Raw genomic sequence first — 24,819 nt, forward strand, 5'->3', positions numbered from 1 at the left:
TGAACGTGTTCAGAAACGCACTCCTCTCCGTTATCGGACTACGCGTCGCGCGACCTGAGAACCAGCCAGCCGAGCACCACGGGGACGACGACCCAGCCCGCGAGGGCGAGTAGCGAGGGGACGACGTCTTCTGCGCCCGGTGTCGCGAGGGCGCCCCCCGCATTCGACGGGAGGTACTTTGTCAGATCGACGATCCAGCGCCACCCTTCGCCGGCGATGGAGAAGAGGCTGAGGACGATCGGCAGCACGAACAGCACGCCGACCGTCGCGGCGATCGCGCCCGCGCCGTTGCGGATGAGGAATCCGAAGCCGAGTCCGATCAAGGTATACGCGACCATCGCGAGGACGCCGTACATGAGCGGGACGATCGACTGCGAGGGCTCGGACCAGTCGATCCCCTGGGGAACGATCGATGACGTCGCGGCGATCGCGATCGCGTAGATGAGGATCGTGGTGATCGCGACGATGAGCGAGATCACGATCGCCTTGGCGACGAGCACCGCCCCGCGGCGCGGAGCTGCGGTCAGCGTCGAACGGATCATCCCGGTGGAGTACTCACCGGTGACGACGATCGCACCGAGGATCCCCGCCACGAGCATCGTGAACTGCGTCGGGAGGAGGATCGTGCTGATCGCGGGGAACGGTGAGGGCGAGTTCGCGGTGGCTGCGGCGATCAGCATCGAGATGCCGATCGACAGCACCGCCGCGACGGCGAGCGCCCACCAGGTCGAGCGGACGCTCCAGATCTTGATCCACTCGCTGCTCAACAGGTGCGCGAAGCTCAGGCGGTAGCGAGATCCGGAGCGCGACCGTGTCGTCGGGGCGGGTGCGACGGCGGCGGGGGCGGTCATGCGATCTCCTTGGTCTTGTATTCGACGGACTCGCCGGTGAGGGCGAGGTAGGCATCTTCCAGCGACCCGGATCGGGGCGTCAGCTCGTGCACCGGGATGCCGAGCGAAGCCGCGAGGTCTCCCACCACTGCGGCGGTGATCCCCGTGATCTCGGCTGCGCCGGGATCCAGAGGTGTGACGACGACGTCGGGGCCGGCGACCGCTTGCGCCAGCTCGGCGAGTCGGGGCGAGCGGACGACGAGGCTCGCCCGCGTCCATGCGCGCACGATCTCGGCGAGGGGGGCGTCGGCAAGGACCTTGCCTCGACCGAGCACGATCACGTGATCGGCGGTCTGCGACATCTCACTCATGAGATGGCTGGACAACAGCACCGTGCGACCCTCTGACGCGAGGTGGCGCACGAACTGACGCACCCAGCGCACGCCCTCCGGGTCGAGGCCGTTCACCGGCTCGTCGAGGATCAACGTGTGCGGGTCACCGAGGAGTGCCGCCGCGATGCCGAGGCGCTGGCCCATGCCGAGCGAGAATTTCCCCGCGCGCTTGCCCGCCACCGATCCGATCCCGGTGAGCTCGATGACCTCGTTCACCCGATCGCGTCCGATGCCGTGCGTCGCGGCCATCGCACGGAGGTGCTCACGGGCCGTTCGGCCGGTGTGCACAGCCTTCGCGTCCAGCAGCACCCCCACCTCGGTGAGTGGCGACCGCAGGGTGCGGTACGCGCCTCCGCCGACGGTCACCGTCCCGGCGGTGGGCCGGTCGAGTCCGACGATCATGCGCATCGTCGTCGACTTGCCCGCCCCGTTCGGTCCGAGGAATCCCGTGACCTTCCCGGGGTGCACGGTGAACGAGACGTCGTCTACTGCGGTCTTATCGCCGAACCGCTTCGTGAGTCCTTCTGCAACGATCATGACTCCACCGTACGGAAACGACGGGCGGTCCCGCGTCCATCGCAAGGGGGATCTACTGCGCGTCGCGCTCCTGTACGGCGAGGGCGCGCTCGACGCCCGCGAGGTTCTCGTTCACGAGCCGGCGGAGGGCCGGTGCCGCCTCGCCGTTCGCCGCGAGCCAGGCACGCGTCGCGTCGCGCAGGGCGACGTTGGCGAGCGCGGCAGGGTAGAGGCCGGTGATGAGGTACGCCGCGATCTGGTACGTGCGCGAGTTCCAGACCGGCAGGAGCATGTCGAAATACCGCGGCACGAACTCGCCGAGAACGTCGACGCCGGCGGGCTGGGTGAAGCCGAGGGCGGCGGCGCGCACGATCGTGTTGGGCAGGTCGTCGCGCGAGACGAGTGACTCCCAAGCGATCGACTTCGCCTCGGCGTTCGGCAGAGCTGCCTTCGCCTGCGCGGCGAACTCTCCGCCCTTCGCGGTGTTGTCGGCCGCCTGGGCGGCGTCGATCTGGGCCGCCGTGACGGCACCTCCGGCGGCGAGCGAAACAAGGAGCTGCCACGAAAGGTCGGTGTCGATGTCGAGCCCCGCGAAGGTCACCTCACCGTCGCGCACCTGGCGGACGCGCTCCCACTGCTGCGCCGTCGAGGCTGCGCTGGCGAAGGCCGTGACGAACTGGAGCTGGCTGTCGCTACCGGCTTCGGCGCTCTGCGCCAGCGCCCACAGACCGTCGGCGACCCTCTCCCGCGTGGCGTCGCGCTTCTCGGGTGACACGTACGAGTTCGCGGCCAGCTGCAGCTGAGCGAGGGTCGTTCGGACGGTCGTCGACTCGGTCTCCGCCCCGATGTTGCGCAGGACGAGGTCGACATAGTCGCTGGCCGATGCCTCGGCATCCCGCGTCTGGTCCCACGCGGCACCCCAGACCAGCGAGCGGGCGAGGGGGTCGCTGATCGCCCCGAGGTGATCGATCGCCGTCTGCAGCGAACGCTCGTCGAGGCGGATCTTCGCGTAGGCGAGGTCTTCATCGTTGAGCAGAACGAGGTCGGGGCGGGCGATGCCCTTCAGCTCGGGAACGTCGGTGCGGTCGCCGTCGACGTCGAGCTCGATGCGGTGCACCCGCACGAGCGCGTCGCCGCGCAGGCTGTAGAAGCCGACGCCGAGGCGGTGAGGGCGGATCGTCGGGTAGTCGGCCGGCGCGGTCTGTACGATCGCGAAGCGTGAGATGGTGCCGTCCGGAGCCTCTTCGATGAGGGGAGTCAGCGTGTTGACGCCCGCGGTCTCGAGCCACTTCTTCGCCCAGGTGCCGAGCTCCCGTCCGCTCGTCGTCTCGAGCTCTGCGAGAAGATCGCCGACCTCGGTGTTGCCCCACTCGTGCTTCGCGAAGTAGGCGGCCACTCCGGCGAAGAACTGCTCGATGCCGACCCAGGCGGCCAGCTGCTTGAGAACCGATCCGCCCTTGGCGTACGTGATCCCGTCGAAGTTGACCTGCACGTCTTCGAGGTCGTTGATCTCGGCGACCACGGGGTGGGTCGAGGGGAGCTGATCCTGCCGATAGGCCCAGGTCTTCTCCATCGCGTTGAAGGTCGTCCACGCGGCCGTCCACTCGGTCGCCTCAGCGGTGGCGATCGTCGACGCCCACTCGGCGAACGATTCGTTCAGCCAGAGGTCGTTCCACCACTTCATCGTGACCAGATCGCCGAACCACATGTGGGCGAGCTCGTGCAGGATCGTGACGACGCGGCGCTCCTTGACGGCATCCGTCACCTTGCTCCGGAACACGTAGGTCTCGGTGAACGTGACAGCCCCGGCGTTCTCCATCGCACCGGCGTTGAACTCGGGGACGAAGAGCTGGTCGTACTTCGCGAACGGGTACGGGTAGGCGAACTTCTCTTCGTAGTAGGCGAAGCCCTCACGCGTCTTGTCGAAGATGTAGTCGGCGTCGAGGTACTGCCACAGGCTCTTGCGGCCGTAGACGCCGAGCGGGATGACGCGGCCCGAGGCGCTCGTGAGCTCGGAGAACGTCGACTCGTAGGGCCCTGCGATCAAGGCGGTGATGTACGACGAGATCCGGGGGGTCGGCTCGAACCGCCACGTCGCGGTGCCGTCGCCGTGCTTCTTCGGCTCGGGAGTGGGGGAGTTGGAGACGACCTGCCACGGCTCGGGCGCGGTGACGGTGAACTGGAACGTCGCCTTGAGGTCGGGCTGCTCGAAGACCGTGAACATGCGGCGCGAGTCGGGCACCTCGAACTGCGAGTAGAGGTACACCTCGCCGTCGACGGGGTCGACGAAGCGGTGCAGGCCCTCGCCGGTGTTCGTGTAGCTGCAATCGGCGTCGACGATGAGCTCGTTCTCGCTCGCCAGCCCGTTCAGGGCGATCCGGGAATCGACATGTGCCGACACCGGGATGTCGCGGCCGTTCAGGGTGATCGTGCGCACGTAACCCGAGATCAGGTCGATGAACGTGTCCGCGCCCTCGGTGGCGGCGAACCGCACCACCGTGCGTGAGCCGAAGATCTCGTCACCTCTGGTGAGGTCGAGCGCGACCTCATACGAGTGGGTGTCGACGATCGCGCGGCGCTGCTGGGCTTCGACGCGGGTGAGGTTCTCTCCAGGCACTGAGTTGCTCCCGAGGGTGAGGGTCGGATGCCGCGGTACGGCGCTGCTGGCGCCGGCGACAACCTGACAAGCCTACGACAGCGCCCCGACAGGCGCCTCGGGTCCCCGGTCGGTGTCAGGATGGATCCGTGAGCGCACCGGACGATCAGACCCACCCCGTCGGAACCGATTCGAGCGTGGAGGTTCGGTTCGCCTCAGCGGCAGCCCGCGGCGGCGCCGCGCACGTGGAGACTCCGGTGGCCTACGACGCCATCCTGCTCGCCGGTTTCGGCGGCCCCGAGGGCCAGGAAGACGTGATCCCCTTCCTGCGCAACGTCACGCGGGGCCGAGGCATCCCCGACGAACGCCTCGAAGAGGTCGCACACCACTACCGGCACTTCGGCGGGATCAGCCCGATCAACGCCCAGAACCGCGCGCTCAAGTCGGCGCTCGAGGCCGAGCTCGACCGCCGGGGAATCGAGCTCCCGGTCTATTGGGGCAATCGCAACTGGGCGCCGTACCTCGACGAAGCGGTGACGGATGCCGCGGCATCCGGTCACACCACCCTGCTGGCGATCTCGACCAGCGCGTACAGCTCGTTCTCGAGCTGCCGTCAGTACCGCGAGGATTACGCGCGCGTGCTCATCGAGACGGGCCTCGGCGAAGGGGACAACCCCGTCACGATCGACAAGGTGCGCCAGTTCTTCGACCACCCCGGGTTCGTCGAACCCTTCGCGGCAGGCGTCCGCGCGGCGGTTCAAGGGTTTCTGAACGAGGGATTACCGCCGCAGGCCGTGCGGGTGCTCTTCTCGACGCACAGCATCCCGATGACGGATGCCGCGCGTTCGGGTCCGCGCGAGGGCGATGCCGACTTCCGCGACTTCGGCGCCGGAGGCGCGTACGCCGCCCAGCACGAGGCCGTCGCCGCCCACATCATGGCGGGCATCGCGGAAGAGATCCCGGCCGCCGCGGCGATCGAATGGAACCTCGTCTTCCAGTCGCGCTCGGGGCCGCCGTCGCAGCCGTGGCTCGAACCTGATGTCTGCGATGTCATCGCCACGCTCCCGGAGCACGGAGTCGAAGCTGTGGCGATCGTGCCGCTCGGCTTCGTGAGCGACCACATGGAAGTGCTGTGGGACCTCGATACCGAAGCGATGGATGCCGCCGCCGAAGCGGGCCTCCGCGCGGTGCGGACCCCGACCCCCGGAGTCGACCCCGCGTACGTGTCGGGGCTCATCGACCTGGTCGAGGAGCGCCTGCACGGCACGCCCACGGCCGAGCGTCCGCACGTGACGAGCCTCGGACCGTGGTTCGACGTCTGCCGACCCGGATGCTGCGAGAACGTGCGCGCCGGTTTCAAACCCGCCGCCGCGGGAATCCTTCCCTGACCCGATCCCTAGAATCGACCCCATGCGCATCCACATCGCGACCGACCACGCGGGCCTCGAGTTCTCCACTCAGCTGCAGCACCACCTGGCCGAGGCCGGCCACGACATCGTCGACCACGGGCCGCTGGACTACGAGCCGCTCGACGACTACCCCGCGTTCTGCATCCGGGCCGCCGAGGCGGTCGTCCGTGACCAGGAGGCCGGTGTCGAGGCCCTGGGCGTGGTGTTCGGCGGATCGGGCAATGGCGAGCAGATCTCTGCCAACAAGGTGCGCGGTGTCCGTGCCGCCCTCGTCTGGAACATCGCCACGGCAGAGCTTGCCCGTGAGCACAACGATGCCAACGTGATCGCGATCGGCGCGCGCCAGCATACGTTCGAAGAGGCGGCGACGTTCATCGACCGCTTCATCGCGACGCCGTTCTCGAACGAGGAGCGCCACGTCCGGCGCATCGCCCAGATCGCCGCGTTCGAGTCCGACGGCTCGCTCGTGCCCGACCCTCGCGCGGGCGTGCCGGCGCCCACCGGCGGCGAAGACGTCGACGCGTTCGATCCAGAAGCCGGCTGATGCCGGAGGGGCATTCGGTCCACCGGATCGCCCGGCAGTTCGACCGCAACATCGTCGGGCGCGAGGTGTCGGCGTCGAGTCCGCAGGGCCGATTCGCCGAGGGCGCCGCGATCCTCAGCGGCCGCACCGCGACCGAGGTGAGGGCTGTCGGCAAGCAGATGTTCCTCGAGTTCGACGATGAGCTCTGGCTGCGGGTGCACCTGGGCATGTACGGCGCGTGGGACTTCGCCGGTGAGATCGTCGTCGATCCGACCATCGCGTCGGCGAACGGGCGGATGGGGCAGACCAACCAGCGCGGCACCGTGCTGGATTCGGCGGGGGAGAACTCGCTCACCTCGATCGGAGCCCCACGGCGCGCCCGCGTGCGCGTCCGCATGTCGGAGCAGACCACCGGGCTGCCCGAGCAGGAACCGGAATGGCCGCCGCCGATCGTCGGCCAGGTGCGGTTGCGACTTCTGACCGACTCGACCTGCGCCGACTTGCGCGGCCCCACGGCATGCGAGCTGCAGACGCCCGATGAGATGCTGGCGACGGTCGCCAAGCTCGGCCCCGACCCGCTCGTCGACGACGTCGCGGAGGGCGAGGAGCGCTTCACGGCGGCCGTGCGGCGCAAGCCCACGCCGATCGGTCAGCTCCTGATGGATCAGAGCGTCGTCAGCGGCATCGGCAACGTCTACCGCGCCGAGCTCCTGTTCCGCGCCCGACAGAATCCGCATACGCCCGGACGCGATGTGCGCGAAGAGGTCGTGCGCGATCTGTGGCGCGATTGGGTGCGGCTGCTGTCGATCGGTGTCGAGACCGGCCAGATGATGACGATGGACGACCTGGATCCGGCCGCCTATCGGGCCGCGATGGCGAGCCGAGACGATCGCCATTGGGTGTATCACCGCGCCGGACTTCCGTGTCGCGTCTGCGGCACCGAGATCGTGGTGGAAGAGATGGCGACCCGCAAGCTCTATTGGTGCCCCTCCTGCCAGGCGTGACCCGGTTCACCTCAGTGCGAACGCGTCCGGCACACTCGCTGGCGTTCCGTCCTCGACAAGCGGGAGTGATTCCTCCCATCGGGGTCGGGGAGCGAGCTTGCGAGCGTATCGAGACCGCACCCGCGATCTAGGCTGAGGGGATGCGCCAGAACCCCTCGTTCGCGATGACGGACGTCGCCGAACTGCGCCGCCTGATCGATCGAAATCCGTGGATGACGCTGGTCAGTCACACCTCCGACGGACTGGTGGCCTCGCACTACGCGGTGCTCCTGGACGACGGCCGCGACGATCTCACGGTCGTCGGTCACGTCGGCAAGCCCGACGATCTGATCCACGGACTGGGTGAACGCGAACTGATGCTCGTGGTCCAGGGGCCGCACGGCTACATCTCGCCGGGGTGGTACGGCGACGCGCCGAGTGTGCCGACGTGGAATTTCGTGTCGGCGCACCTCACCGGCATCCCCGAGGTCCTCACCCCCGAAGAGAACCTGCGGGTGCTCGACAGGCTCGTGGCCCGCTTCGAGGGCGCCATGCCCGAGCCGCGCATGATGTGGGAGCGCCCGAACGATGCCCCCTTCATCGAGCGACTCGAGCGGGGTACCGTCGGGTTCCGGCTCACGCCGACCAAGGTGGTCGCGAAGCGCAAGCTCAGTCAGAACAAGACCCCGGACGTCGTCGAGACGGTGATGGCCGAGCTCTCCGGGTCGGGCCCGTATGCCAACGCCGACCTGGCCGCCGAGATGCGGCGCGCGCACGAGGCGATGGCAGCGCGTCGACAGGAGCCGGGCATATGACCGCGGTCGGTCAGACCGTCTCGACGATCACGGATGCCCGCATTCCGGCAGGGGTCACTTCCGTGCTCTCCGAGCAGCCGGTCGACGTCTTCCTCGAGGGGGGAGTGGTCGCCGACATCGCGCCGTCCGGAAACCTCCGACCTCGCGGTGAGATCCTGCACGCGGACGGCGCGTGGCTGATCCCCGGCCTCTGGGACCACCACGTGCACGTCGTCCAATGGGCACTCGTGGCGCAGCGCGAGCCGCTGGGGCATGCCACGTCCGCCGCGCACGCCGCGGCCATCATGGGCGCGGCCCCCGTGCTGGCGGGGGATCGCCGGATCGGCACTGGTTTCCGTGACGCGTTCTGGAGCGACGTACCGACCCTCCCCGTGCTCGACGCGGCGACCGGTGAGACCCCGACCTACCTGATCAACGCCGACGTCCACAGCGTGTGGCTCAACTCCGCGGCGCTCCGGCGCGAGGGGTTCGAGTCCGACGGATCCGGGCTGTTGCGCGAGGGCCCGGCTTTCGAGATCTCGCGGCGCCTGAACGAGGTCGAGCCGGCGGTGGGCGACGCCCTCGTGACGCGTATGGCTCGGGATGCCGCGTCCCGCGGCATCGTCGGTCTGGTCGACCTCGATATGGCGTGGAACGAGGCCGCGTGGGTGCGACGTCTCGAGGGCGGCTTCGATTCCCTTCGGGTGGAGTTCGGGATCTACCCCGACGCGCTCGACCGGGCCATCGCCGAAGGACTGCGGACGGGCGATCCGGCGCGGGGCGCGGCATCCGATCTCGCCCGCGTCGGGCCGTTCAAGATCATCACGGACGGCTCGCTCGGCACGCGAACGGCGGCATGCTCGCACGCCTATCCGGGCGATCCGCACAACCACGGACTGCTGAACGTGCAGCCCGCGGAACTCGTCGACCTCATGACGCGCGCGACGGGGGCCGGCCTCGCATGCGCCGTGCACGCGATCGGCGATGTCGCGAACTCGTACGCGCTCGACGCGTTCGCCACGACCGGCGCGTGGGGCACGATCGAGCACGCGCAACTCGTCGCGCACGCCGACATCCCGCGCTTCGCACGGCTCGGCGTCGGTGCGAGCGTGCAGCCCGAACACGCGATCGACGACCGCGACCTGACCGACACAATCTGGGCCGAGCAGACCGCCATGGCGTACCCGCTCCGGGCTCTCGCGGACAGCGGAGCGAACGTCCTGTTCGGGTCGGATGCTCCGGTGTCGCCGTTGGATCCGTGGGCGGCGATCGCGGCGGCCGTCTTCCGCACCCGTGAGGGGCGTGAGGCGTGGCGGATCGAGCAGGGAGTGGATGCGGCGACCGCTCTCGATGCATCCACCCATGGCGGATCGGCCGCCGGCGCGCGGATAGAGCCCGGAGCGATCGCCGACCTGGCGCTGTGCGAGCGGAATCCGCTCGCCGCGGACGACGCGCAGATGCGTGCCATGACCGTGAGCGCGACCCTCCTGGGTGGCAGGCTCACTCACTGCTGAGACGACGAAGGCCCCCGGGTCATCCCCGGGGGCCTTCGTGCGGTCCTTCTATTCGGCGACGTGGGCGAAGAGGAACCAGCGGTCCTTCTCGAGGCCGCGCATGATCTCGATCGCGATGTCCTGGCTCGACAGGTCGAACTCGTCGAGGCCGTCGATCGCGGCTTTCACGTCGGCGAGCACCTTGTCGATGTCGGCGATCACGTCGCGGACGATCTCGCCCGACTTCGTGAAGCCCGCCGGCACGGCCGTGGGCGCGACCTTCTCGGCCACAGCGGCCAGTCGTGCGTCGATCGGGAGACCGAGTGCGACGATGCGCTCCGCGGCGAGGTCGGCCCAGTCGCCGGCGTGTGCGACGACCGTGTCGAGCAGCTCGTGCACGCCGATGAAGTTCGCGCCGCGGACGTGCCAGTGCGCCTGCTTGCCGTTGATCGTGAGGGCCTGAAGGCCGAGGACGACCGGGGCGAGGAACTGCGCGGTGGCCGTCACGGCGTCCGAGTTGCTGGCGGTCTGCGAAATGGTCTGTGAGACATTCTCGGTGTCTGTCATGATGTGCCTCCGTGGCTCGTCTCTTATGGCGATGGACATAACGCTACTCACGCCGTGACATTCCGCAAGCAAGCTGAGGCTGGGCTTATCTACGCGGAATCATGCGGAAATGTCAGGGATGCGGCAACCACCGACTAGCGTCGAGGGGTGCCATCCGCAGACCACGAGCTCGGCCCCCAGAACCTCGGCAGCCCGTCGGCGACCGTCCGTCGCGAGCCCTCCGACCGCTCGCCCGAGCACGCCGAACCGTCGCGGTTCGTGCCGCACGTGCAGGGCCTGCGTGCGATCGCCGTCCTGTTGGTCGTGCTCTACCACTTCTGGCCGGGCCGGCTCTCCGGTGGATATGTCGGAGTCGACGTCTTCTTCGTCATCTCGGGCTACCTCATCACCGGCCATCTCATGCGGGAGCTCACAGCGACCGGCTCGGTGCGCCTGGCGCAGTTCTGGGCACGTCGTGCGCGGCGCCTGCTGCCGGCATCCCTCCTCGTCCTGATGTTCTGCGCGATCGTGGCGGGCTCGGCGTATCTGATGCCGACCTCGGCGCTCCCGAACGAGGTGCGCGAGATCATCGCGTCCACGTTCTACGTCGAGAACTGGTATCTCGCTTTCAACTCGGCCGACTACCTGAACCACGCGGGAAACCCCACGACGGTGCAGCACTACTGGTCGCTCTCGCTGGAAGAGCAGTTCTACGTGCTGTGGCCGCTCATCATGCTGCTGGCGGCATGGGTCGCCGTGAAGTGGTTCAAGGGCCGTCGGCGCACCGCCGTGATCGTCGGGCTCGGTGCCGTCAGCGTGGCGTCCTTCATCTTCTGCGTCGCGTTCACGATCACGAATCCCGCGCCCGCATATTTCGTGACGTTCGGGCGGATGTGGGAGTTCGGGATCGGGGCGATGATCGCGCTGGTACCGGCTCTGCGCGTGCGCAACCCGGTCGCGAGCTTCGTGCTCGGATGGGCCGGCATCGTCGCCCTGCTGTACACGGCATTCACGTTCGACGCGCAGACGCCGTTCCCGGGCTACGCCGCCGCTCTCCCCGCTCTGGGGGCGGCCGCGGTGATCGCGGCGTCCAACACCGAGCGCTGGTGGTACCCCACCCGGATCCTCTCGATCCGTCCGGCGCAGTTCACGGGCAACATCTCGTACTCGCTGTACCTGTGGCACTGGCCGCTCATCATCATCGCGCCCTCCGTACCGTTCTGGGGGCTCACGATCTACCATCGGGTGGCGCTGCTCGCGATCTGCTTCATCCTGGCGTGGCTCACCAAGCGGTTCGTTGAAGATCCCGCGCGCTCGTGGAAGGTGCTCACCTCGCGACGCGCCCGGGTGACACTCTGGTCGTCGCTCGCCGCCATGGTCTTGGTGGCCGGGACCGCCGGCGCCGCGTGGGCGATCAACGCGCCCGCCTACCGCGAGGGCGTACAGGCGATCGAGCAGCTTCGGGCCGATCCTCCCGCGTGTTTCGGGGGAGCGGTCGTTCTGGACCCGTCGTGCGCCGGTACCGATTTCGGCACCACCGTCCTTCCGGCACCCGGCTTCGCGGGCGCGGATCGCCCGACCGACGAGCAGTGCTTCGTGCAGCTCAACGATTCGAGGCCGGTATCGTGCGAGTTCGGATCGAGCGATCCGAACGCACCGCGCATCGCACTCGTCGGCGACAGTCACGCCTATCAGCTGCTTTCGACGTTCCAGCGCATGGCCGACGCGAACGGGTGGCACCTGACGACGTATTTCAAGGGCGCGTGCCCGTGGAACACGACGCCCCTGTCGACCGCAGGCGCGTTCGGGGATGCGTGCACCGATTGGCGCAACGGCGTGACGGCCGCGATGAAGGATGCTCCGCTCGACGCTGTGTTCACTGCGGCGATCTCGAGCACGCCGTACTCGAGTGCGGGCTACGACTCTTCTCACGCGGCAGCGGTCGCCGGTTACCGTGATGCGTGGAACGAGGTTCTCGATCGCGGCATCCCCGTGATCACCGTCGTCGACAATCCCGCGTGGGAGACCGATCCGAACAAGTGCCTCCGCACTCGCGACGCCGCCGACTGCACAGGAGCCCGGACCGATCTTCTGACGGAGGACGACCCGCTGCGGGATGCCGCGACCGGCGTCGACGGCGTGACCCTGCTCGACTTCACCGACGTGTTCTGCGACGACACGACGTGCTTCCCCGTCGTCGGCGGTGCCAACCTCTACCGCGACCAGGACCACTTGACCGTGTCGTTCGTGGACACGCTCGCGCCCCAGTACACCGCGGCGATCAAGGCCGCCCTCGCCGCCCAGAAACCCTGACCACCCTATGAAGAGGATCCCGTCATGACGATCGACCCCGACTCTTCCGTCCTTTCCGTCACCGGGCTCGAGCCCGTGGTGCACCCCACCGCCTTCATCGCGGCGGGTGCCCGCGTGATCGGGGATGTCCGGCTCGCGGAGGGTGCGAGCGTCTGGTACAACGCGGTCCTCCGCGCCGACAGCGCGTCGATCGCGATCGGCGCGGGCAGCAACATCCAGGACAATGTCTCGGTACACGTCGACGCAGGGCAGCCCGTCGTCATCGGCGAGAACGTGTCGGTCGGGCACAACGCCGTCGTGCACGCCTGCACCATCGGCGACGGCTCTCTGATCGGGATGGGCAGCGTCGTGTTGTCGGGTGCTGTCATCGGCGAGGGGAGTCTTGTCGCCGGGGGAGCGGTCGTGTTGGAGGGCACGATCGTGCCGCCCGGGTCACTCGTGGCCGGCGTCCCCGCGAAGGTGCGGCGCGAACTCAGCGATGACGAGAAGCAGCGACTGCTGCGCAATGCGCAGATCTATCGGACGCACACGGCGAATCACCGCGATGCGGTGGCCGCGCAAGGCTAAGACTTCTCCTCTCTCGCCTCGGGGTGATTGGCTCCGCGGTGCAGTTCGATGATCCGGGTGCGCGGAGAACCGGGTACATCGACGATCGGCCTGTCGTCCATGAACAGTCTGATCACGTGGGCGAGCTCCGCCGGGTGGCTGAAGTTGATGGCGTGCGCGGCGCCGTCCAGCACCACGATCAGCACGTGGTTCTCGTCCTGGGCCGCGATCTCCTTAATGCGGGCCGGCCCCGGCAGGAGGGGATCCCTCGTCCCCAGCACGACGAGTGTCGGCACCTTCAGCTCGAGGAGGCGCTGCAGGGAGGGGTACTGGGTGAGTGCCCGGAACATCTTGAACGTGCTCGGCACGCCGAATCGAAGGTAGTCGGGGGTCGCGACCCCGACCATCTTGCGCGGCTCGCGACCGCCGTCTCTCGCGAGCTGCCCGACGGCGCGCCGCAGCGGCTGATTGTGCAGGCCTCCCGCGGGCGAGACCAGCACCGCCCTGTCGATGCGCTCGGGGTAGCGGCGGGCGAACTCGACGATGACGGGGCACCCCATCGAATTGCCCACCAGGCTGGTCTTTGCGATGTCCTTCGCGTCGAGGAAGCGGGCGGCCGCGTGGGCGAGATCCGGAATGTCGAGGGCCACATTCCGCGGCTTCGCGCTCCGGCCGAAGCCAGGGAGGTCGGGAACGAGGGTGTGGAACTCGTCGGCGAGCAGTTCGGCCGTCGGGAGAAGATATCGGCCGGACAGACCGAATCCGTGCAGATGCGTGATCACCCGTGCATCCGGGGGATTGACCGATTCGCGGTAGAAGATGTCGACGCCGTCCACCATCGTCCACCGCTCGGCCAGGGTGGACGCGGGCCGGCGCGGATGCATGCGTCCCCGGTGCTGGTACGAGGCCTTCTCGGGATTCTTGACCATGGCGACCACCTTCCCTGGGGCCCGCTCCGCCGTGTCGTGCGAACGCGCCCGGCACCAACCATGCCCGTCGCGATGCGCGAGGGAATCGCCCGGACAGGATGAGATGCGCGCTCTCAGGCCGCGTTGGCAGGGAGCGGATCCAGCTCCGACTCGGGGAGCGCGACGGGGGCCTGATTGCGGAAGTGCCCGAGGATGCTGAGCAGCAGCCCCGCGGCCGCCCAGGCGACGAGTGTGAGCCACTGCGCAGCGGTGTCGGCGGCGGGGAAGTAGCTCAGGCTCCGCACCAGGGTCGAGGCCGCTCCCGGGACGAAGAACTGCCCGATGTCTCCCCACGGTCCCGCGAGAAACTGATGGGGGAGCGTCGCGGACGAGATCGGGTTCGCGACCAGGATGGTGAGGATCGCGCCCACCGCGATTCCGGCGCGTCCGATGAGCGCGTTCAGCCCGACGATCAATGACGCCGTGGCGAACATCGCGAGGCCGAGCGCGAGCGCGTTGATCAGGAAGTCACCCTGCAGCACCCCGAACCAGGGCTGCAGGATCGCGGTCACCGCCAGGCCGGCGGCGACGCCGTAGACGACCAGCGCTGTCACGCGACGCCAGGTGCCCACCACCAGGAACGACACGAGGATGCCGCCCAGCATCTCCCCGAGGACGAGGGGGAAGGAGGCGACGGCGAGCGCGGCCCCGTTGGGATCGTTCGCCGACAGCGGGACCACGTCGGTGACGGCGACCTTCACCTGCGACGCATCTCCGCCGGCTGCGGCCACCTGGGCGGCGAGCTGCTGCTGGAGCTGGGCCGCGAGCCCGGTGAGCTGCTGGGCCACGGAGACGTTCGCCGCGCCTGCGGTGAGCACCTCGGGAGCCTGTCCGAGCACGATCGCTCCGTAGACGCTGCGGTCTTGGATCGCCGCGACCGCCGCAGCGCGATCATCGACCCGGGTATAGGCGAAGAGCCCACCGGTCTTCTCGTCGAGGGCCGCCTCGAGTCCATCGACCTGAGCGGAGGGACCGCTGATCGCGATCGGAAGGTTGCGCGGTTCGGCTGTGGCGACGGGCCAGAGGAAGGCCAGCACGATGAGCGCGACGACGACAGCGCCCGCGAGTCCGAAGGCCACGGCGAGCCCCCATTTGGTGTGCCGGACGGTCGGGGCGGCGGGCTCGTGCGCGGTTCGGCGCGTGGAATCGGTGTGGTCGGACGTCGAAGTGCTCACGGATGCTCCCAGGGTGAACGTCGGTCGGGAGACCCACTATACGAAATAAACGTTCTGTTTGAAAGATGGAGCGTGAGAGGATGACGACATGCCGAGGGTGACGAACGAGTACCGCGACGCCAAGCGCGCAGAGATCGCCCGCGCGGCGCTCGCATGCATCCAGCGCAACGGTTTCGCCCGCACGACGATGGCCGACATCATCGCCGAGTCGGGGGCGTCGGCCGGATCCATCTACTCGCACTTCAGCGGGAAGGCGGACATCGCGAGATTCGTCGCTGAACGCGTGGTCGGCGGTCAGGTCGGCGCGCTCACCGAGCGTGCGCTGACGGACCCCACAATGGGCCCGCTGGATGCGGTGGCGTTCATCCTGCAGGGGCTCAGGGCGCAGATGATCCCCATCGAGGTGATCCTGCAGCTCTGGGCGGAGTCGACGATCGATCCGGATATGGGCGAGATCGCGGGACAGCGCCTCCAGCAGCTGCGGGAGGGGATGCGGGTGGCGGTGACCCCGTGGGCGCGGCGGTCCTCCGTCGACGAGTCCGCGGCTGGGGCACTTGCAGAGTCCGCGGCGCAGTCGATGCTCAGCCTGTGCCAGGGGTACGTCGTCACGTGCGCGATGGCCGGTGCGATCGATCCGCGGACATACGTGGACGGAATCGCCGCGCTGACCGGGTCAAATATGTGGAGGGGCTGACGAGAATCGAACTCGCATCATCTGTTTGGAAGACAGAGGCTTTACCACTAAGCTACAGCCCCACATCCGGCCGATCCGGCCGGGATGTGCGTAGGAAAGTCTAACGGACTGCGCGCGGCGATCGTGACGCGGGCCGGGTTCCGTCCTCAGGTGGGTCGGCTAGACTTCTCAGGGCCGTTTCGCGTCCGCGTACGCGCGCGACCCTGCCCGGGGCGTAGCTCAGCTTGGTAGAGCGCCCGCTTTGGGAGCGGGAGGCCGCAGGTTCAAATCCTGTCGCCCCGACATCACGGCCCCCAGAACCCACACCTTCAGCCGCCGCGCACGCGCGCGGAAACCAGAGGAGAACGAACAGCAATGGTGAACACCACCGTCGAGAAGCTGACCCCCACCCGGGTCAAGCTGACCATCACGGTTTCGCCCGATGAGCTCAAGCCGAGCATCGCGCACGCCTACGAGCACATCGCGCAGGACGTACAGATCCCGGGCTTCCGCAAGGGCAAGGTCCCCGCGCCGATCATCGATCAGCGCGTCGGTCGCACCGCCGTGCTCGAGCACGCCGTCAGCGAAGGGCTCGACACGTTCTACCGTCAGGCCGTCGAGGCCGAGAGCGTCCGCGTCATCGGTCGCCCCAGCGCCGATGTGAAGGAGTGGCCGAACGAGAAGGACTTCACCGGCGACCTCCTCGTCGAGGTCGAGGTCGACGTGCGCCCCGAGTTCGAGCTTCCCTCGTACGCGGGCATCACCGTGACCGTCGACGCGGCCGCTGTCGACGAGGCTGCGATCGACGAGGAGCTCGACAAGCTCCGTGCGCGCTTCGGCACGCTCATCACCGTCGACCGCCCCGCCTCCACCGGCGACTTCGTCGAGCTGAACCTCGTCGCCACGATCGACGGCGCCGAGATCGATCGCGCCGAGGGCGTGTCGTACGAGGTCGGCTCGGGTGAGCTGCTCGAGGGCATCGACGAGGCGATCGACTCGCTCACCGCAGGCGAGGAGACGACGTTCCGCTCCACCCTGATCGGCGGCGACCACGCCGGCGAAGAGGCCGAGGTCGCCGTGGTGGTGACCGCGGTCAAGGAGCGCGAGCTGCCCGACGCCGACGACGACTTCGCACAGATCGCAAGCGAGTTCGACACCATTGCAGAGTTGCGTGAGAGCCTGTCGGAGCGGGTCGGGCAGCAGTCCGTCTTCACCCAGGGTTCGCAGGCGCGCGACCGCTTCATCGAGGCCCTTCTCGACGCCGTCGAGATCCCCGTGCCGCCGCAGCTCATCGAAGACGAGGTGCACACGCACCTCGAGGGCGAGGGCCGCCTCGAAGACGACGTGCACCGCGCCGAGGTCACCGAGGCGAGCACGAAGCAGTTCCGCACCCAGATGGTCCTGGACGCGATCGCCGAGCGCGTCGACGTCAAGGTCTCGCAGGACGAGCTGACGCAGTACCTCATCCAGTCCGCCGCGCAGTACGGCATGGCGCCGCAGGAGTTCGTCGACGCGATCCAGCAGAACGGTCAGCTTCCTTCTCTCGTGGGTGAGGTGTCGCGCAACAAGGCCCTCGCCGTCGCGCTGGGCAAGGCGACTGTCGTCGACACGAACGGAAAGCCCGTCGACCTGACCGGGTTCGTCGCATCCGAAGACGAGGCAGAGGAAGAAGTCGTCGACGAGGCGCAGGACCTCGCGGATGCTGCGGCCGACGCCGACGAGATCATCCAGGCTGAAGAGGCTCCGGCCAAGAAGCCGCGCAAGAGCTCCAAGAAGGCCGCCGAGTAGTCGCGACCACATATGACGAACAGAGGGCGGATGCTGCGGCATCCGCCCTCTGTTCGTCTCTGATCTGCCCACGGCGAACACGGGCGGGTCGCCCGCGACGCGCCGGTAGATTCGACGCAGACGTACAACGAAACGGAGCAACAATGGCCGAACCACTGGTCGCAACGAGTGTCTTTGACAGGCTGCTGAGAGACCGCATCATCTGGCTGGGATCGGAGGTGCGCGACGAGAACGCGAACGAGATCTGCGCCAAGATCCTCCTGCTCGCGGCCGAGGACCAAGAGAAGGACATCTTCCTGTACGTGAACTCGCCCGGCGGTTCGATCACCGCGGGGATGGCGATCTACGACACGATGCAGTTCGTCCCGAACGACATCGTCACGGTCGGCATCGGGATGGCCGCTTCGATGGGTCAGCTGCTCCTGACCAGCGGCACGAAGGGCAAGCGCTACATCACCCCGAACGCGCGCGTGCTCCTGCACCAGCCCCACGGTGGGTTCGGCGGAACCTCGAGCGACATCCAGACCCAGGCTCAGCTCATCATCTCGATGAAGAACCGCCTCGCCGAGATCACCGCCGCTCAGACGGGCAAGTCCGTCCAGCAGATCAACGAAGACGGTGACCGCGATCGGTGGTTCACCGCTGAGGAAGCCCTCGAGTACGGCTTCGTCGACCACATCCGTGCACACCTGACCGACGTCGTCGGCGGCGCCGGGACGACGGCCTGACGGACCGAAGGCGAAAGAGAGAGATATCAGGATGATCACCCCCACCTTCGGCTCGATGCCGTCACAGGGCAGCGCCCCCCAGGGCCTGCAGATGCCGGGCAGCCGCTACGTCCTCCCGCAGTTCGAGGAGCGCACGGCATACGGCTACAAGCGTCAGGATCCCTACAACAAGCTGTTCGAGGACCGCGTCATCTTCCTCGGTGTGCAGGTCGACGACGCGTCGGCCGACGACGTCATGGCCCAGCTGCTCGTGCTCGAGAGCCAGGATCCCGATCGCGACATCATCATGTACATCAACTCGCCCGGCGGATCGTTCACCGCCATGACGGCGATCTACGACACCATGCAGTACGTGTCCCCGCAGATCCAGACTGTCGTGCTCGGCCAGGCCGCGTCGGCGGCGTCCGTGCTGCTGGCAGCGGGGGCGCCGGGCAAGCGACTTGCCCTGCCCAACGCGCGGATCCTCATCCACCAGCCCGCGATGGGCGAGTCCGGCCACGGTCAGGCTTCCGACATCGAGATCCAGGCAGCCGAGATCCTCCGCATGCGGACGTGGCTGGAGGAGACGATGGCGGCGCACACAGGTCAGGACGTCGCGAAGGTGAACCGCGACATCGACCGCGACAAGATCTTCTCCGCCGCGGAAGCCAAGGACTACGGAATCGTCGACCAGGTGCTCACGACCCGCAAGCGCGGCCAGGCGGCGCTCACCGCGTAGCGCACCGAACCACAGGAACGGCACCCCGTCGCCTTCGCGACGGGGTGCCGTCTCGTTTCTCGGGGCACGAGGTGGGGGACTTTCCACAAGTGCGACGCAATCCCCGCCGTTGTCCGCATCAGCGGCTAGGCTCGAAATCAGTCCGGGGAACGGCCCGCGGTCAGTTGGGGGAGTCTGATGGCACGCATCGGTGAGAGCGCCGACCTCTTCAAATGCTCCTTCTGCGGCAAGAGCCAGAAGCAGGTTCAGCAGTTGATCGCCGGCCCCGGTGTCTACATCTGCGACGAATGCGTCGAACTCTGCAACGAGATCATCGAAGAGCGCATGGCCGAGTCGGCGTCCGGAGTCGTCTCCGACTTCGATCTGCCCAAGCCGCGCGAGATCTTCTCCTTCCTCGAGGAGTACGTGGTCGGTCAGGAAGACGCGAAGCGCGCCTTGTCGGTCGCCGTGTACAACCACTACAAGCGCATTCGCGCCCACGGCACGATCCAGTCGGCCGAGCAGCGGGCGGACGAGGTCGAGATCGCGAAGAGCAACATCCTGCTGATCGGTCCCACCGGCTGCGGTAAGACCTACCTCGCACAGACTCTGGCGAAGCGGCTCAACGTACCTTTCGCTGTTGCCGACGCCACGGCGCTGACCGAGGCGGGCTACGTCGGCGAGGACGTCGAGAACATCCTCCTCAAGCTGATCCAGGCCGCCGATTTCGACACGAAGCGCGCGGAGACCGGAATCATCTACATCGATGAGGTCGACAAGATCGCCCGCAAGGCCGAGAATCCCTCGATCACGCGTGATGTGTCGGGTGAGGGCGTGCAGCAGGCGCTCCTGAAGATCCTCGAGGGAACAGTGGCATCGGTGCCGCCGCAGGGCGGCCGCAAGCATCCGCACCAGGAATTCATCCAGATCGACACCACGAACGTGCTCTTCATCGTCGCAGGCGCTTTCGCGGGTCTCGAAGACATCATCTCGAGTCGCGTCGGCAAGCATGGCATCGGGTTCGGTGCCCCGTTGCACAACAAGGGCGACGACATGAACCTCTTCAGCGAGGTTCTCCCGGAGGATCTGCACAAGTTCGGTCTGATCCCTGAGTTCATCGGTCGTCTTCCCGTCGTCGCGTCGGTCAATCAGCTCGACCAGGACGCGCTCATGGAGATCCTGACCGAGCCGAAGAACGCGCTCGTCAAGCAATACCAGCGGATGTTCGAGCTGGACGGCGTAGAACTCGACTTCGACGAGGACGCACTGCGCGCGATCGCCGATCTGGCGGTGCTGCGCAAGACCGGCGCCCGCGGCCTCCGTGCGATCCTCGAGGATGTCCTCGGCCCGATCATGTTCGACATTCCGTCGGCCGAAGACGTGGCCAAGGTCGTCATCACCCGTGCGTCGGTCGAAGACGGCGAGGCGCCCACGATGGTGCTTCGCGAGAACCGCAAGACCGCCTGACCCGACGGCTTCCGTCGCTCCCGCCGGGCCGGATCGGCTGAGCGGCTCGAGTTCGATCGGATTCGCCTCGATCCGGGTGAAGGCGGGTGCACGGGGGTCTACGCGGCGCTCGCGCTGTGATCCCGTGCACCGCGCCGAGGCTCAGTCCGCGAGCCCTCGACGTTTCAAGAGCGGCTCGATCTCAGCATCCCGCCCTCGGAACTCGCGATAGGCCTGGAGCGGATCCTTCGAGCCGCCGACGCCGAGCAGCCGGTCGCGGAAGCGCTGACCGTTCGCGCGCTCGAGCCCGCCATTGTCGCGGAACCACTCGACGGTGTCGGCGTCGAGCACCTCGCTCCAGATGTACGAGTAGTAGCCCGCGCTGTAGCCGCCGGAGAAGACATGAGCGAAGTAGGTCGACGAGTAGCGCGTGGGCACGACGGGGTTATCGAGACCGATGTCGGCCAGAGCGGATGCCTCGAACGCGGCGACATCGATGTCGGTCGCGGCCTGATCGGCACTCAGCGAGTGCCATGCCTGATCGAGCCAGGACGCCGCGAGGTACTCGCTGGTGGCGAACCCCTGGTTGAAGACCTCTGAGGCCTGCAGTTTCTCGAGCACCTCGGCCGGGAGCGGCTCGCCCGTGTCGACGTGCTTTGCGTAGTTCGCCAGCACTTCGGGCCAGTAGATCCACATCTCGTTTACCTGGCTCGGGAACTCGACGAAGTCGCGGAAGACGGCCGTGCCGGCGAAGTGGGGGTACGTCACGGTCGCGAACAGGCCGTGCAGGGCATGGCCGAACTCGTGGAAGAGGGTGGTGACCTCGTCGAGCGTCAGCATCGTCGGCTTGCCCGGCGCGGGCTTCGGCACATTGAGGTTGTTGACGACCACGGGCGCGGTGCCGCGCAGACGCGACTGCGACACGATCGAGTTCATCCACGCTCCACCGCGCTTCGAGTCGCGTGTGTACAGGTCGAGGATGAACAGGCCCAGAGCAGAGCCGTCGGCGTTGTGCACCTCGAACACCCGCGCGTCGGGATGATAGGCGGCGAGGTCGTGACGCTCGGTGAACGTGACTCCGTAGAGCTCGGTCGCCGCGTGGAACACCCCGTCGCGCAGCACGCGCTCGGCTTCGAACCACGGACGCAGTGCTGTGCGATCGAGGTCGTATTCTGCCGCACGCACGCGCTCGGTGTAGTAGGCCCAGTCGTGCGCTTCGAGGGCGAACGGTGCGTCCCCGGCATCGATGATCGCCTGCAGTGCCTGCTGTTCGCGGGCGGCGTTACGGGCAGCCGGTGCGGCGAGTCGGCGGAGGAGGTCGTGCACTGCCTCTGGTGATCCGGCCGTCTCGTCGGAGGTGACGTAGGCGGCGTGCGAGGAGTAGCCGAGCAGGCGCGCGCGCTCCGCACGCAGCCGGACGATCTCCAGGAGGACTTCGCGATTGTCATACGCTCCGCCGCGCGAGCCGCGCTGCCGGGAGGCGTCCATGATCCGACGGCGGCTCTCGCGATCGGTCAGCGTGGACAGGTAGGGGTGCCCGGTGAAGAGCGTGAGCGTGACGACGTACTTCCCGTCCAGGCCGCGATCCGCGGCCGCTTGGGCGGCGGCGGAGAGTTCGCCTTCGGTCAAGCCGTCCAACTCTGCGGGGTCACTGAAGACCACGGCGAGATCGTTCGTGTCGGCAAGCAGATTCTTCTCGAAGGTCGTGGTGAGCGTCGACAGGCGCTGATTGAGCTCGGTGAGACGCGCTTTCGCCGCGTCATCGAGACCCGCGCCCGCCTGCGACATCTCGCGATAGTGCCGCTCCACGAGGTAGCGCTGCTCGGGCTCGAGGTCGGTGGTGTCGAGGTGATCGTGGAGCGTCTTCACCCGCCAATACAGCTCACCGTCCAGCTGGATCGCATCGTTATGGGCCGACATCAGCGGCGCCAGGGTCTCTTCGATCTCCTGGATCGCGTCAGTGGCGTCGGCCGAGCTCACCGTGTAGAAGGTTCGCGCCACGCTGCCCAGGAGCTCGCCGCTCCGCTCGAGAGCTTCCATCGTGTTCTCGAAAGTCGGCATGGACCGCACGCGGGTGATCGCCGAGATCTCGGCGCGATGGTCGGCGAACGCCTGCTCGAAGGCGGGCAGGTAGTGCTCGGGACGGATGTCGCCATAGGGCGGCAGCGCGTAGGGGAGGGTGCTGGGTGTCAGGAGGGGGTTGAGCGATGCATCCGTCATAGAGCCAGCGTAATCCGTGCCTCGCGGTTGCAAATGAAATCTTGCAAAGAATATGTTGCAAAGAAGAGAATGCAAAGCTATCTTTGTATCCATGCAAGATCAGACGGATGCCCGGAGGCTGCTCGACCGCAACGACCGCATCTTGGATGCGGGGGCGCTCCGCGCGCTCGCTCACCCCCTCCGCGTGCAGATCTACGACATCCTCAGCCAGTACGGTCCGCAGACGGCGAGCTCGCTCGCGAGCCTGACCGGCGAGTCTTCGGGAGCGACCAGCTATCACCTGCGCGCTCTGGCCAAGCACGACCTCATCCGCGAAGTCGATGGGCGTGGAACCGCTCGCGAGCGCTGGTGGGAGCGGCCTGTCGGCGGCGTTTCGTTCGCCAACCCCGAGGCGATGAAGACTCCGTCCGGACGTGCAGCGACGCAGGTGGTGATGACCGAGTTCCTGAACCGCCGGCACCAGCAGCTCATGCAGTACGCCGCGCGCGGGCTGCAGAGTGAGCCGGAGGACTGGCAGGACGGGTCGCTCATCTCCACCGCGAACGCTCGGCTGACGTCGGCGCAGATGCAGGAACTCGCGGAGAAGCTACAGGCGCTGCTCGACGAGACCGTCGGAAAGTATCGCGATCAACGGGGAGAGGGCGTGCGTCCTGTGACGATGCACGTCGACGTCTTCCCGCTTCCCGAGGAAGGAGCACATCGATGACCACCATGACCGCCTCGCACGCACTCCCCGTTCTGGTCGACGGGCGGCCGACGGCGATGGATCGTGCTCTGCTGAGGATGGCTCGGGTCCTGGAGGCGGCAGCGATCGCCCGGATGCAGCGACGTACGACGATGATCGGGCCCCGATCCGACCACACCAGACGCACCGACGAACACCGACTCAGCGCGGCCGCGATGGTGTACGCGGGCATGCTTCCCCGATGAGCGATGTCGTCACGGATCGCGCGTCGTCGCCACTGAAGCGCCCGCGGCTCGGATCCGACTTCGGCAAGCTCTGGACCGCCGCCGCCTTCAGCAACCTCGCCGACGGTGTCGGCCGCACCGCAGTGCCGCTGATCGCTACGACTCTCACCCGTGACCCGGTGGCGATCGCCGCGATCGGCGCACTCGCCTTCCTGCCGTGGCTCGTCTTCGGACTGCCTGCCGGCATGCTCGTCGATCGCTTTGATCGGCGCTGGATCATGGCCGTCGCCAACACCCTTCGCGGAGGCGTTGCGCTCGCGTTGTCGCTCATGATGGTGACCGGCACGATGACCATCTGGAGTCTGCTGGTCGCGACCCTCGTGTTCGGCGTGGGGGAGACGCTCTTCGACAACGCGACGAATGCGGTGATCCCCTCGATCGTCGAGAAACCTGCGCTCGACAGGGCGAACGGCTTCATGCAGGCGGCGCAGGTCACGATCGACAGCTTCATCGCCACACCGATCGCCGGCGTCCTGTTCGCCGTTTCGATGGTGCTGCCCCTCTGGGTGGGCGCGGCCGGCTATATCATTCCGATCGCCCTCGCGATCTTGCTGCCCCTGTCGGCCGCGCGCTCACTGCGTCGCGCCGATCAGGCGCCCCGCGATCCGGTGAGCGCCAGAGTCGCCGCGGCATACCTGTGGCGCCACCGGTATCTGCGCGCGATCGTCGTCTTCACGTCGATCGTCGGCTGTGCCTTCTCGTTCGCCCAGGCGCCCACGATCCTGTACTTCCTCGACACGATGCACGTGCAGCCCGCGGCGATCGGGTTCGTGACCGCGGGGATCGGTGTCGGTGCGCTCGGCGGCTCGCTCGTGGCGCCTGCGCTGGTGCAGCGTTTCGGCCGCGGCGCGGTGATGCTCGGCGCGAACATCGCTGCCGGGCTGTTCCTGGTCGGCGTCGGACTCGCCCCCGAGGTCATCACCGCGGTCATCGCCTACGCGGGAATGGCCTTCGCCGTCTCCACGTGGAATGTCCCGTGGGGCGCCCTGCGACAGACGATCGTCCCGGGCGACATCTTCGGGCGCGTCCTCGGGATCATCCGCTCTTTCACGTGGGGGCTCTTCCCCTTCGCCACGCTCCTCGGCGGTTTCATCGCCCGCATCGACCTGCGTCTGCCCTATCTGATCGCGGCGGTTGTGACTCTGATCGCCACCGCCTTCTTCGCACGGTTGATCCTGAGAGCATCCACCTTCTCAGGACCGCTCGAAGACTGA

Annotated in this window: 22 protein-coding genes and 2 tRNA genes; 16 read left to right on the forward strand and 8 right to left on the reverse strand. The window is 67.6% G+C overall.

From position 1 onward, the window contains the following. Nucleotides 1-38 precede the first annotated feature (38 nt). From F6B43_RS01565 to pepN, 3 genes are read right to left on the reverse strand one after another with little or no spacing between them, the layout of a single operon-like run. Entirely contained in the window at nucleotides 39-851 is an 813-nt protein-coding gene (locus tag F6B43_RS01565; RefSeq protein ID WP_150447182.1) for an ABC transporter permease, read from the reverse strand. Next, entirely contained in the window at nucleotides 848-1,759 is a 912-nt protein-coding gene (locus tag F6B43_RS01570; protein ID WP_150447183.1) for an ABC transporter ATP-binding protein, read from the reverse strand. The genes F6B43_RS01565 and F6B43_RS01570 overlap by 4 nt, the downstream gene beginning before the upstream one ends. A 52-nt stretch (nucleotides 1,760-1,811) precedes the next feature. Beyond that, the gene (pepN, locus tag F6B43_RS01575) at nucleotides 1,812-4,355 is read right to left on the reverse strand and encodes an aminopeptidase N (protein WP_150447184.1); all 2,544 of its coding nucleotides are present in this window, start codon (nucleotides 4,353-4,355) and stop codon (nucleotides 1,812-1,814) included. A 176-nt stretch (nucleotides 4,356-4,531) separates the two neighbouring features. On the opposite strand from pepN, the gene F6B43_RS01580 reads away from it, so the two are divergent. The 5 genes from F6B43_RS01580 to F6B43_RS01600 all read left to right on the forward strand — a co-directional run bounded on the left by F6B43_RS01580 (nucleotide 4,532) and on the right by F6B43_RS01600 (nucleotide 9,557). After that, nucleotides 4,532-5,722, forward strand: a complete 1,191-nt coding sequence (locus tag F6B43_RS01580; protein WP_425486810.1) for a ferrochelatase — start codon at nucleotides 4,532-4,534, stop codon at nucleotides 5,720-5,722. 22 nt (nucleotides 5,723-5,744) lie between these two features. Then, the gene (locus F6B43_RS01585) at nucleotides 5,745-6,287 is read left to right on the forward strand and encodes a ribose-5-phosphate isomerase (protein WP_150447186.1); all 543 of its coding nucleotides are present in this window, start codon (nucleotides 5,745-5,747) and stop codon (nucleotides 6,285-6,287) included. Continuing rightward, nucleotides 6,287-7,270, forward strand: coding sequence for an Fpg/Nei family DNA glycosylase (locus F6B43_RS01590; protein WP_150447187.1), 984 nt, complete (start codon nucleotides 6,287-6,289; stop codon nucleotides 7,268-7,270). Before F6B43_RS01585 ends, F6B43_RS01590 begins: the two co-directional genes overlap by 1 nt. A 140-nt stretch (nucleotides 7,271-7,410) precedes the next feature. Next, complete coding sequence (locus F6B43_RS01595) at nucleotides 7,411-8,064, forward strand: FMN-binding negative transcriptional regulator (RefSeq protein ID WP_150447188.1); 654 nt, start codon at nucleotides 7,411-7,413, stop codon at nucleotides 8,062-8,064. Next, the gene (locus F6B43_RS01600) at nucleotides 8,061-9,557 is read left to right on the forward strand and encodes an amidohydrolase (protein WP_150447189.1); all 1,497 of its coding nucleotides are present in this window, start codon (nucleotides 8,061-8,063) and stop codon (nucleotides 9,555-9,557) included. Before F6B43_RS01595 ends, F6B43_RS01600 begins: the two co-directional genes overlap by 4 nt. Nucleotides 9,558-9,605: 48 nt before the next feature. On the opposite strand, the gene F6B43_RS01605 is transcribed toward F6B43_RS01600, so the two are convergent. Next, the gene (locus tag F6B43_RS01605; RefSeq protein ID WP_150447190.1) at nucleotides 9,606-10,103 is read right to left on the reverse strand and encodes a Dps family protein; all 498 of its coding nucleotides are present in this window, start codon (nucleotides 10,101-10,103) and stop codon (nucleotides 9,606-9,608) included. 147 nt (nucleotides 10,104-10,250) lie between these two features. Here F6B43_RS01605 and F6B43_RS01610 point away from each other — a divergent pair, with 147 nt between their 5' ends. Beyond that, a complete protein-coding gene (locus F6B43_RS01610) occupies nucleotides 10,251-12,395 on the forward strand; it encodes an acyltransferase family protein (protein WP_150447191.1) in 2,145 nt (714 codons plus the stop codon). A 24-nt stretch (nucleotides 12,396-12,419) separates the two neighbouring features. Continuing rightward, the gene (locus F6B43_RS01615; RefSeq protein ID WP_150447192.1) at nucleotides 12,420-12,962 is read left to right on the forward strand and encodes a gamma carbonic anhydrase family protein; all 543 of its coding nucleotides are present in this window, start codon (nucleotides 12,420-12,422) and stop codon (nucleotides 12,960-12,962) included. Here F6B43_RS01615 and F6B43_RS01620 read toward each other — a convergent pair. Together F6B43_RS01620 and F6B43_RS01625 are read right to left on the reverse strand one after the other, a co-directional pair. Next, nucleotides 12,959-13,870 carry an alpha/beta fold hydrolase gene (locus F6B43_RS01620; protein ID WP_246159744.1) on the reverse strand — a complete coding sequence of 304 codons (912 nt, stop codon included), beginning with the start codon at nucleotides 13,868-13,870 and terminating at the stop codon, nucleotides 12,959-12,961. The genes F6B43_RS01615 and F6B43_RS01620 overlap by 4 nt on opposite strands. A gap of 113 nt (nucleotides 13,871-13,983) precedes the next feature. Further along, the gene (locus tag F6B43_RS01625) at nucleotides 13,984-15,084 is read right to left on the reverse strand and encodes a hypothetical protein (protein ID WP_150447193.1); all 1,101 of its coding nucleotides are present in this window, start codon (nucleotides 15,082-15,084) and stop codon (nucleotides 13,984-13,986) included. 88 nt (nucleotides 15,085-15,172) lie between these two features. Between F6B43_RS01625 and F6B43_RS19990 the strand changes: the two genes are divergently transcribed. Beyond that, nucleotides 15,173-15,778, forward strand: a complete 606-nt coding sequence (locus F6B43_RS19990) for a TetR/AcrR family transcriptional regulator (RefSeq protein WP_150447194.1) — start codon at nucleotides 15,173-15,175, stop codon at nucleotides 15,776-15,778. Here the strand turns inward: F6B43_RS19990 and F6B43_RS01635 are convergent. Continuing rightward, nucleotides 15,767-15,840: transfer RNA gene (locus F6B43_RS01635), tRNA-Gly, on the reverse strand. The two genes, F6B43_RS19990 and F6B43_RS01635, sit on opposite strands and share 12 nt — an antisense overlap. 146 nt (nucleotides 15,841-15,986) lie before the next feature. Between F6B43_RS01635 and F6B43_RS01640 the strand changes: the two genes are divergently transcribed. The 5 genes from F6B43_RS01640 to clpX all read left to right on the forward strand — a co-directional run bounded on the left by F6B43_RS01640 (nucleotide 15,987) and on the right by clpX (nucleotide 20,437). Further along, a tRNA-Pro gene (locus tag F6B43_RS01640) sits at nucleotides 15,987-16,060 on the forward strand. Nucleotides 16,061-16,132: 72 nt separating this feature from the next. Continuing rightward, nucleotides 16,133-17,545, forward strand: coding sequence for a trigger factor (gene tig / locus F6B43_RS01645; RefSeq protein ID WP_150447195.1), 1,413 nt, complete (start codon nucleotides 16,133-16,135; stop codon nucleotides 17,543-17,545). A 143-nt stretch (nucleotides 17,546-17,688) separates the two neighbouring features. Further along, complete coding sequence (locus tag F6B43_RS01650) at nucleotides 17,689-18,273, forward strand: ATP-dependent Clp protease proteolytic subunit (protein WP_150447196.1); 585 nt, start codon at nucleotides 17,689-17,691, stop codon at nucleotides 18,271-18,273. Nucleotides 18,274-18,304: 31 nt separating this feature from the next. Next, nucleotides 18,305-18,991, forward strand: coding sequence for an ATP-dependent Clp protease proteolytic subunit (locus tag F6B43_RS01655; RefSeq protein ID WP_281349486.1), 687 nt, complete (start codon nucleotides 18,305-18,307; stop codon nucleotides 18,989-18,991). Nucleotides 18,992-19,168: 177 nt separating this feature from the next. After that, nucleotides 19,169-20,437, forward strand: coding sequence for an ATP-dependent Clp protease ATP-binding subunit ClpX (gene clpX, locus F6B43_RS01660; protein ID WP_150447197.1), 1,269 nt, complete (start codon nucleotides 19,169-19,171; stop codon nucleotides 20,435-20,437). Between the two features lie 141 nt (nucleotides 20,438-20,578). On the opposite strand, the gene F6B43_RS01665 is transcribed toward clpX, so the two are convergent. Next, nucleotides 20,579-22,636 carry a M3 family metallopeptidase gene (locus F6B43_RS01665; RefSeq protein ID WP_150447198.1) on the reverse strand — a complete coding sequence of 686 codons (2,058 nt, stop codon included), beginning with the start codon at nucleotides 22,634-22,636 and terminating at the stop codon, nucleotides 20,579-20,581. A 91-nt stretch (nucleotides 22,637-22,727) separates the two neighbouring features. Between F6B43_RS01665 and F6B43_RS01670 the strand changes: the two genes are divergently transcribed. Genes F6B43_RS01670 through F6B43_RS01680 form a run of 3 tightly spaced genes read left to right on the forward strand, consistent with a single transcriptional unit; the run spans nucleotide 22,728 to nucleotide 24,819 of the window. Continuing rightward, a complete protein-coding gene (locus F6B43_RS01670; RefSeq protein ID WP_150447199.1) occupies nucleotides 22,728-23,342 on the forward strand; it encodes a winged helix-turn-helix domain-containing protein in 615 nt (204 codons plus the stop codon). Continuing rightward, nucleotides 23,339-23,566 carry a hypothetical protein gene (locus F6B43_RS01675; RefSeq protein ID WP_150447200.1) on the forward strand — a complete coding sequence of 76 codons (228 nt, stop codon included), beginning with the start codon at nucleotides 23,339-23,341 and terminating at the stop codon, nucleotides 23,564-23,566. The genes F6B43_RS01670 and F6B43_RS01675 overlap by 4 nt, the downstream gene beginning before the upstream one ends. After that, nucleotides 23,563-24,819 carry an MFS transporter gene (locus F6B43_RS01680; protein ID WP_150447201.1) on the forward strand — a complete coding sequence of 419 codons (1,257 nt, stop codon included), beginning with the start codon at nucleotides 23,563-23,565 and terminating at the stop codon, nucleotides 24,817-24,819. Before F6B43_RS01675 ends, F6B43_RS01680 begins: the two co-directional genes overlap by 4 nt.

The sequence above is a fragment of the Microbacterium rhizomatis genome (assembly GCF_008710745.1).
In the GTDB taxonomy this organism is placed as follows: Bacteria; Actinomycetota; Actinomycetes; order Actinomycetales; family Microbacteriaceae; genus Microbacterium; species Microbacterium rhizomatis.

Coding starts and splice junctions, on each gene's coding strand:
- F6B43_RS01600 (WP_150447189.1), top strand. CDS start 8,061: ATGACCGCGGTCGGTCAGACCGTCTCGACGATCACGGATGCCCGCATT.
- F6B43_RS01570 (WP_150447183.1), bottom strand. CDS start 1,759: ATGATCGTTGCAGAAGGACTCACGAAGCGGTTCGGCGATAAGACCGCA.
- F6B43_RS01615 (WP_150447192.1), top strand. CDS start 12,420: ATGACGATCGACCCCGACTCTTCCGTCCTTTCCGTCACCGGGCTCGAG.
- F6B43_RS01650 (WP_150447196.1), top strand. CDS start 17,689: ATGGCCGAACCACTGGTCGCAACGAGTGTCTTTGACAGGCTGCTGAGA.
- F6B43_RS01605 (WP_150447190.1), bottom strand. CDS start 10,103: ATGACAGACACCGAGAATGTCTCACAGACCATTTCGCAGACCGCCAGC.
- F6B43_RS01680 (WP_150447201.1), top strand. CDS start 23,563: ATGAGCGATGTCGTCACGGATCGCGCGTCGTCGCCACTGAAGCGCCCG.
- F6B43_RS01670 (WP_150447199.1), top strand. CDS start 22,728: ATGCAAGATCAGACGGATGCCCGGAGGCTGCTCGACCGCAACGACCGC.
- F6B43_RS01590 (WP_150447187.1), top strand. CDS start 6,287: ATGCCGGAGGGGCATTCGGTCCACCGGATCGCCCGGCAGTTCGACCGC.
- F6B43_RS01665 (WP_150447198.1), bottom strand. CDS start 22,636: ATGACGGATGCATCGCTCAACCCCCTCCTGACACCCAGCACCCTCCCC.
- clpX (WP_150447197.1), top strand. CDS start 19,169: ATGGCACGCATCGGTGAGAGCGCCGACCTCTTCAAATGCTCCTTCTGC.
- F6B43_RS19990 (WP_150447194.1), top strand. CDS start 15,173: ATGCCGAGGGTGACGAACGAGTACCGCGACGCCAAGCGCGCAGAGATC.
- F6B43_RS01595 (WP_150447188.1), top strand. CDS start 7,411: ATGCGCCAGAACCCCTCGTTCGCGATGACGGACGTCGCCGAACTGCGC.
- F6B43_RS01585 (WP_150447186.1), top strand. CDS start 5,745: ATGCGCATCCACATCGCGACCGACCACGCGGGCCTCGAGTTCTCCACT.
- F6B43_RS01655 (WP_281349486.1), top strand. CDS start 18,305: ATGATCACCCCCACCTTCGGCTCGATGCCGTCACAGGGCAGCGCCCCC.
- F6B43_RS01565 (WP_150447182.1), bottom strand. CDS start 851: ATGACCGCCCCCGCCGCCGTCGCACCCGCCCCGACGACACGGTCGCGC.
- F6B43_RS01675 (WP_150447200.1), top strand. CDS start 23,339: ATGACCACCATGACCGCCTCGCACGCACTCCCCGTTCTGGTCGACGGG.
- F6B43_RS01620 (WP_246159744.1), bottom strand. CDS start 13,870: ATGGTCAAGAATCCCGAGAAGGCCTCGTACCAGCACCGGGGACGCATG.
- tig (WP_150447195.1), top strand. CDS start 16,133: ATGGTGAACACCACCGTCGAGAAGCTGACCCCCACCCGGGTCAAGCTG.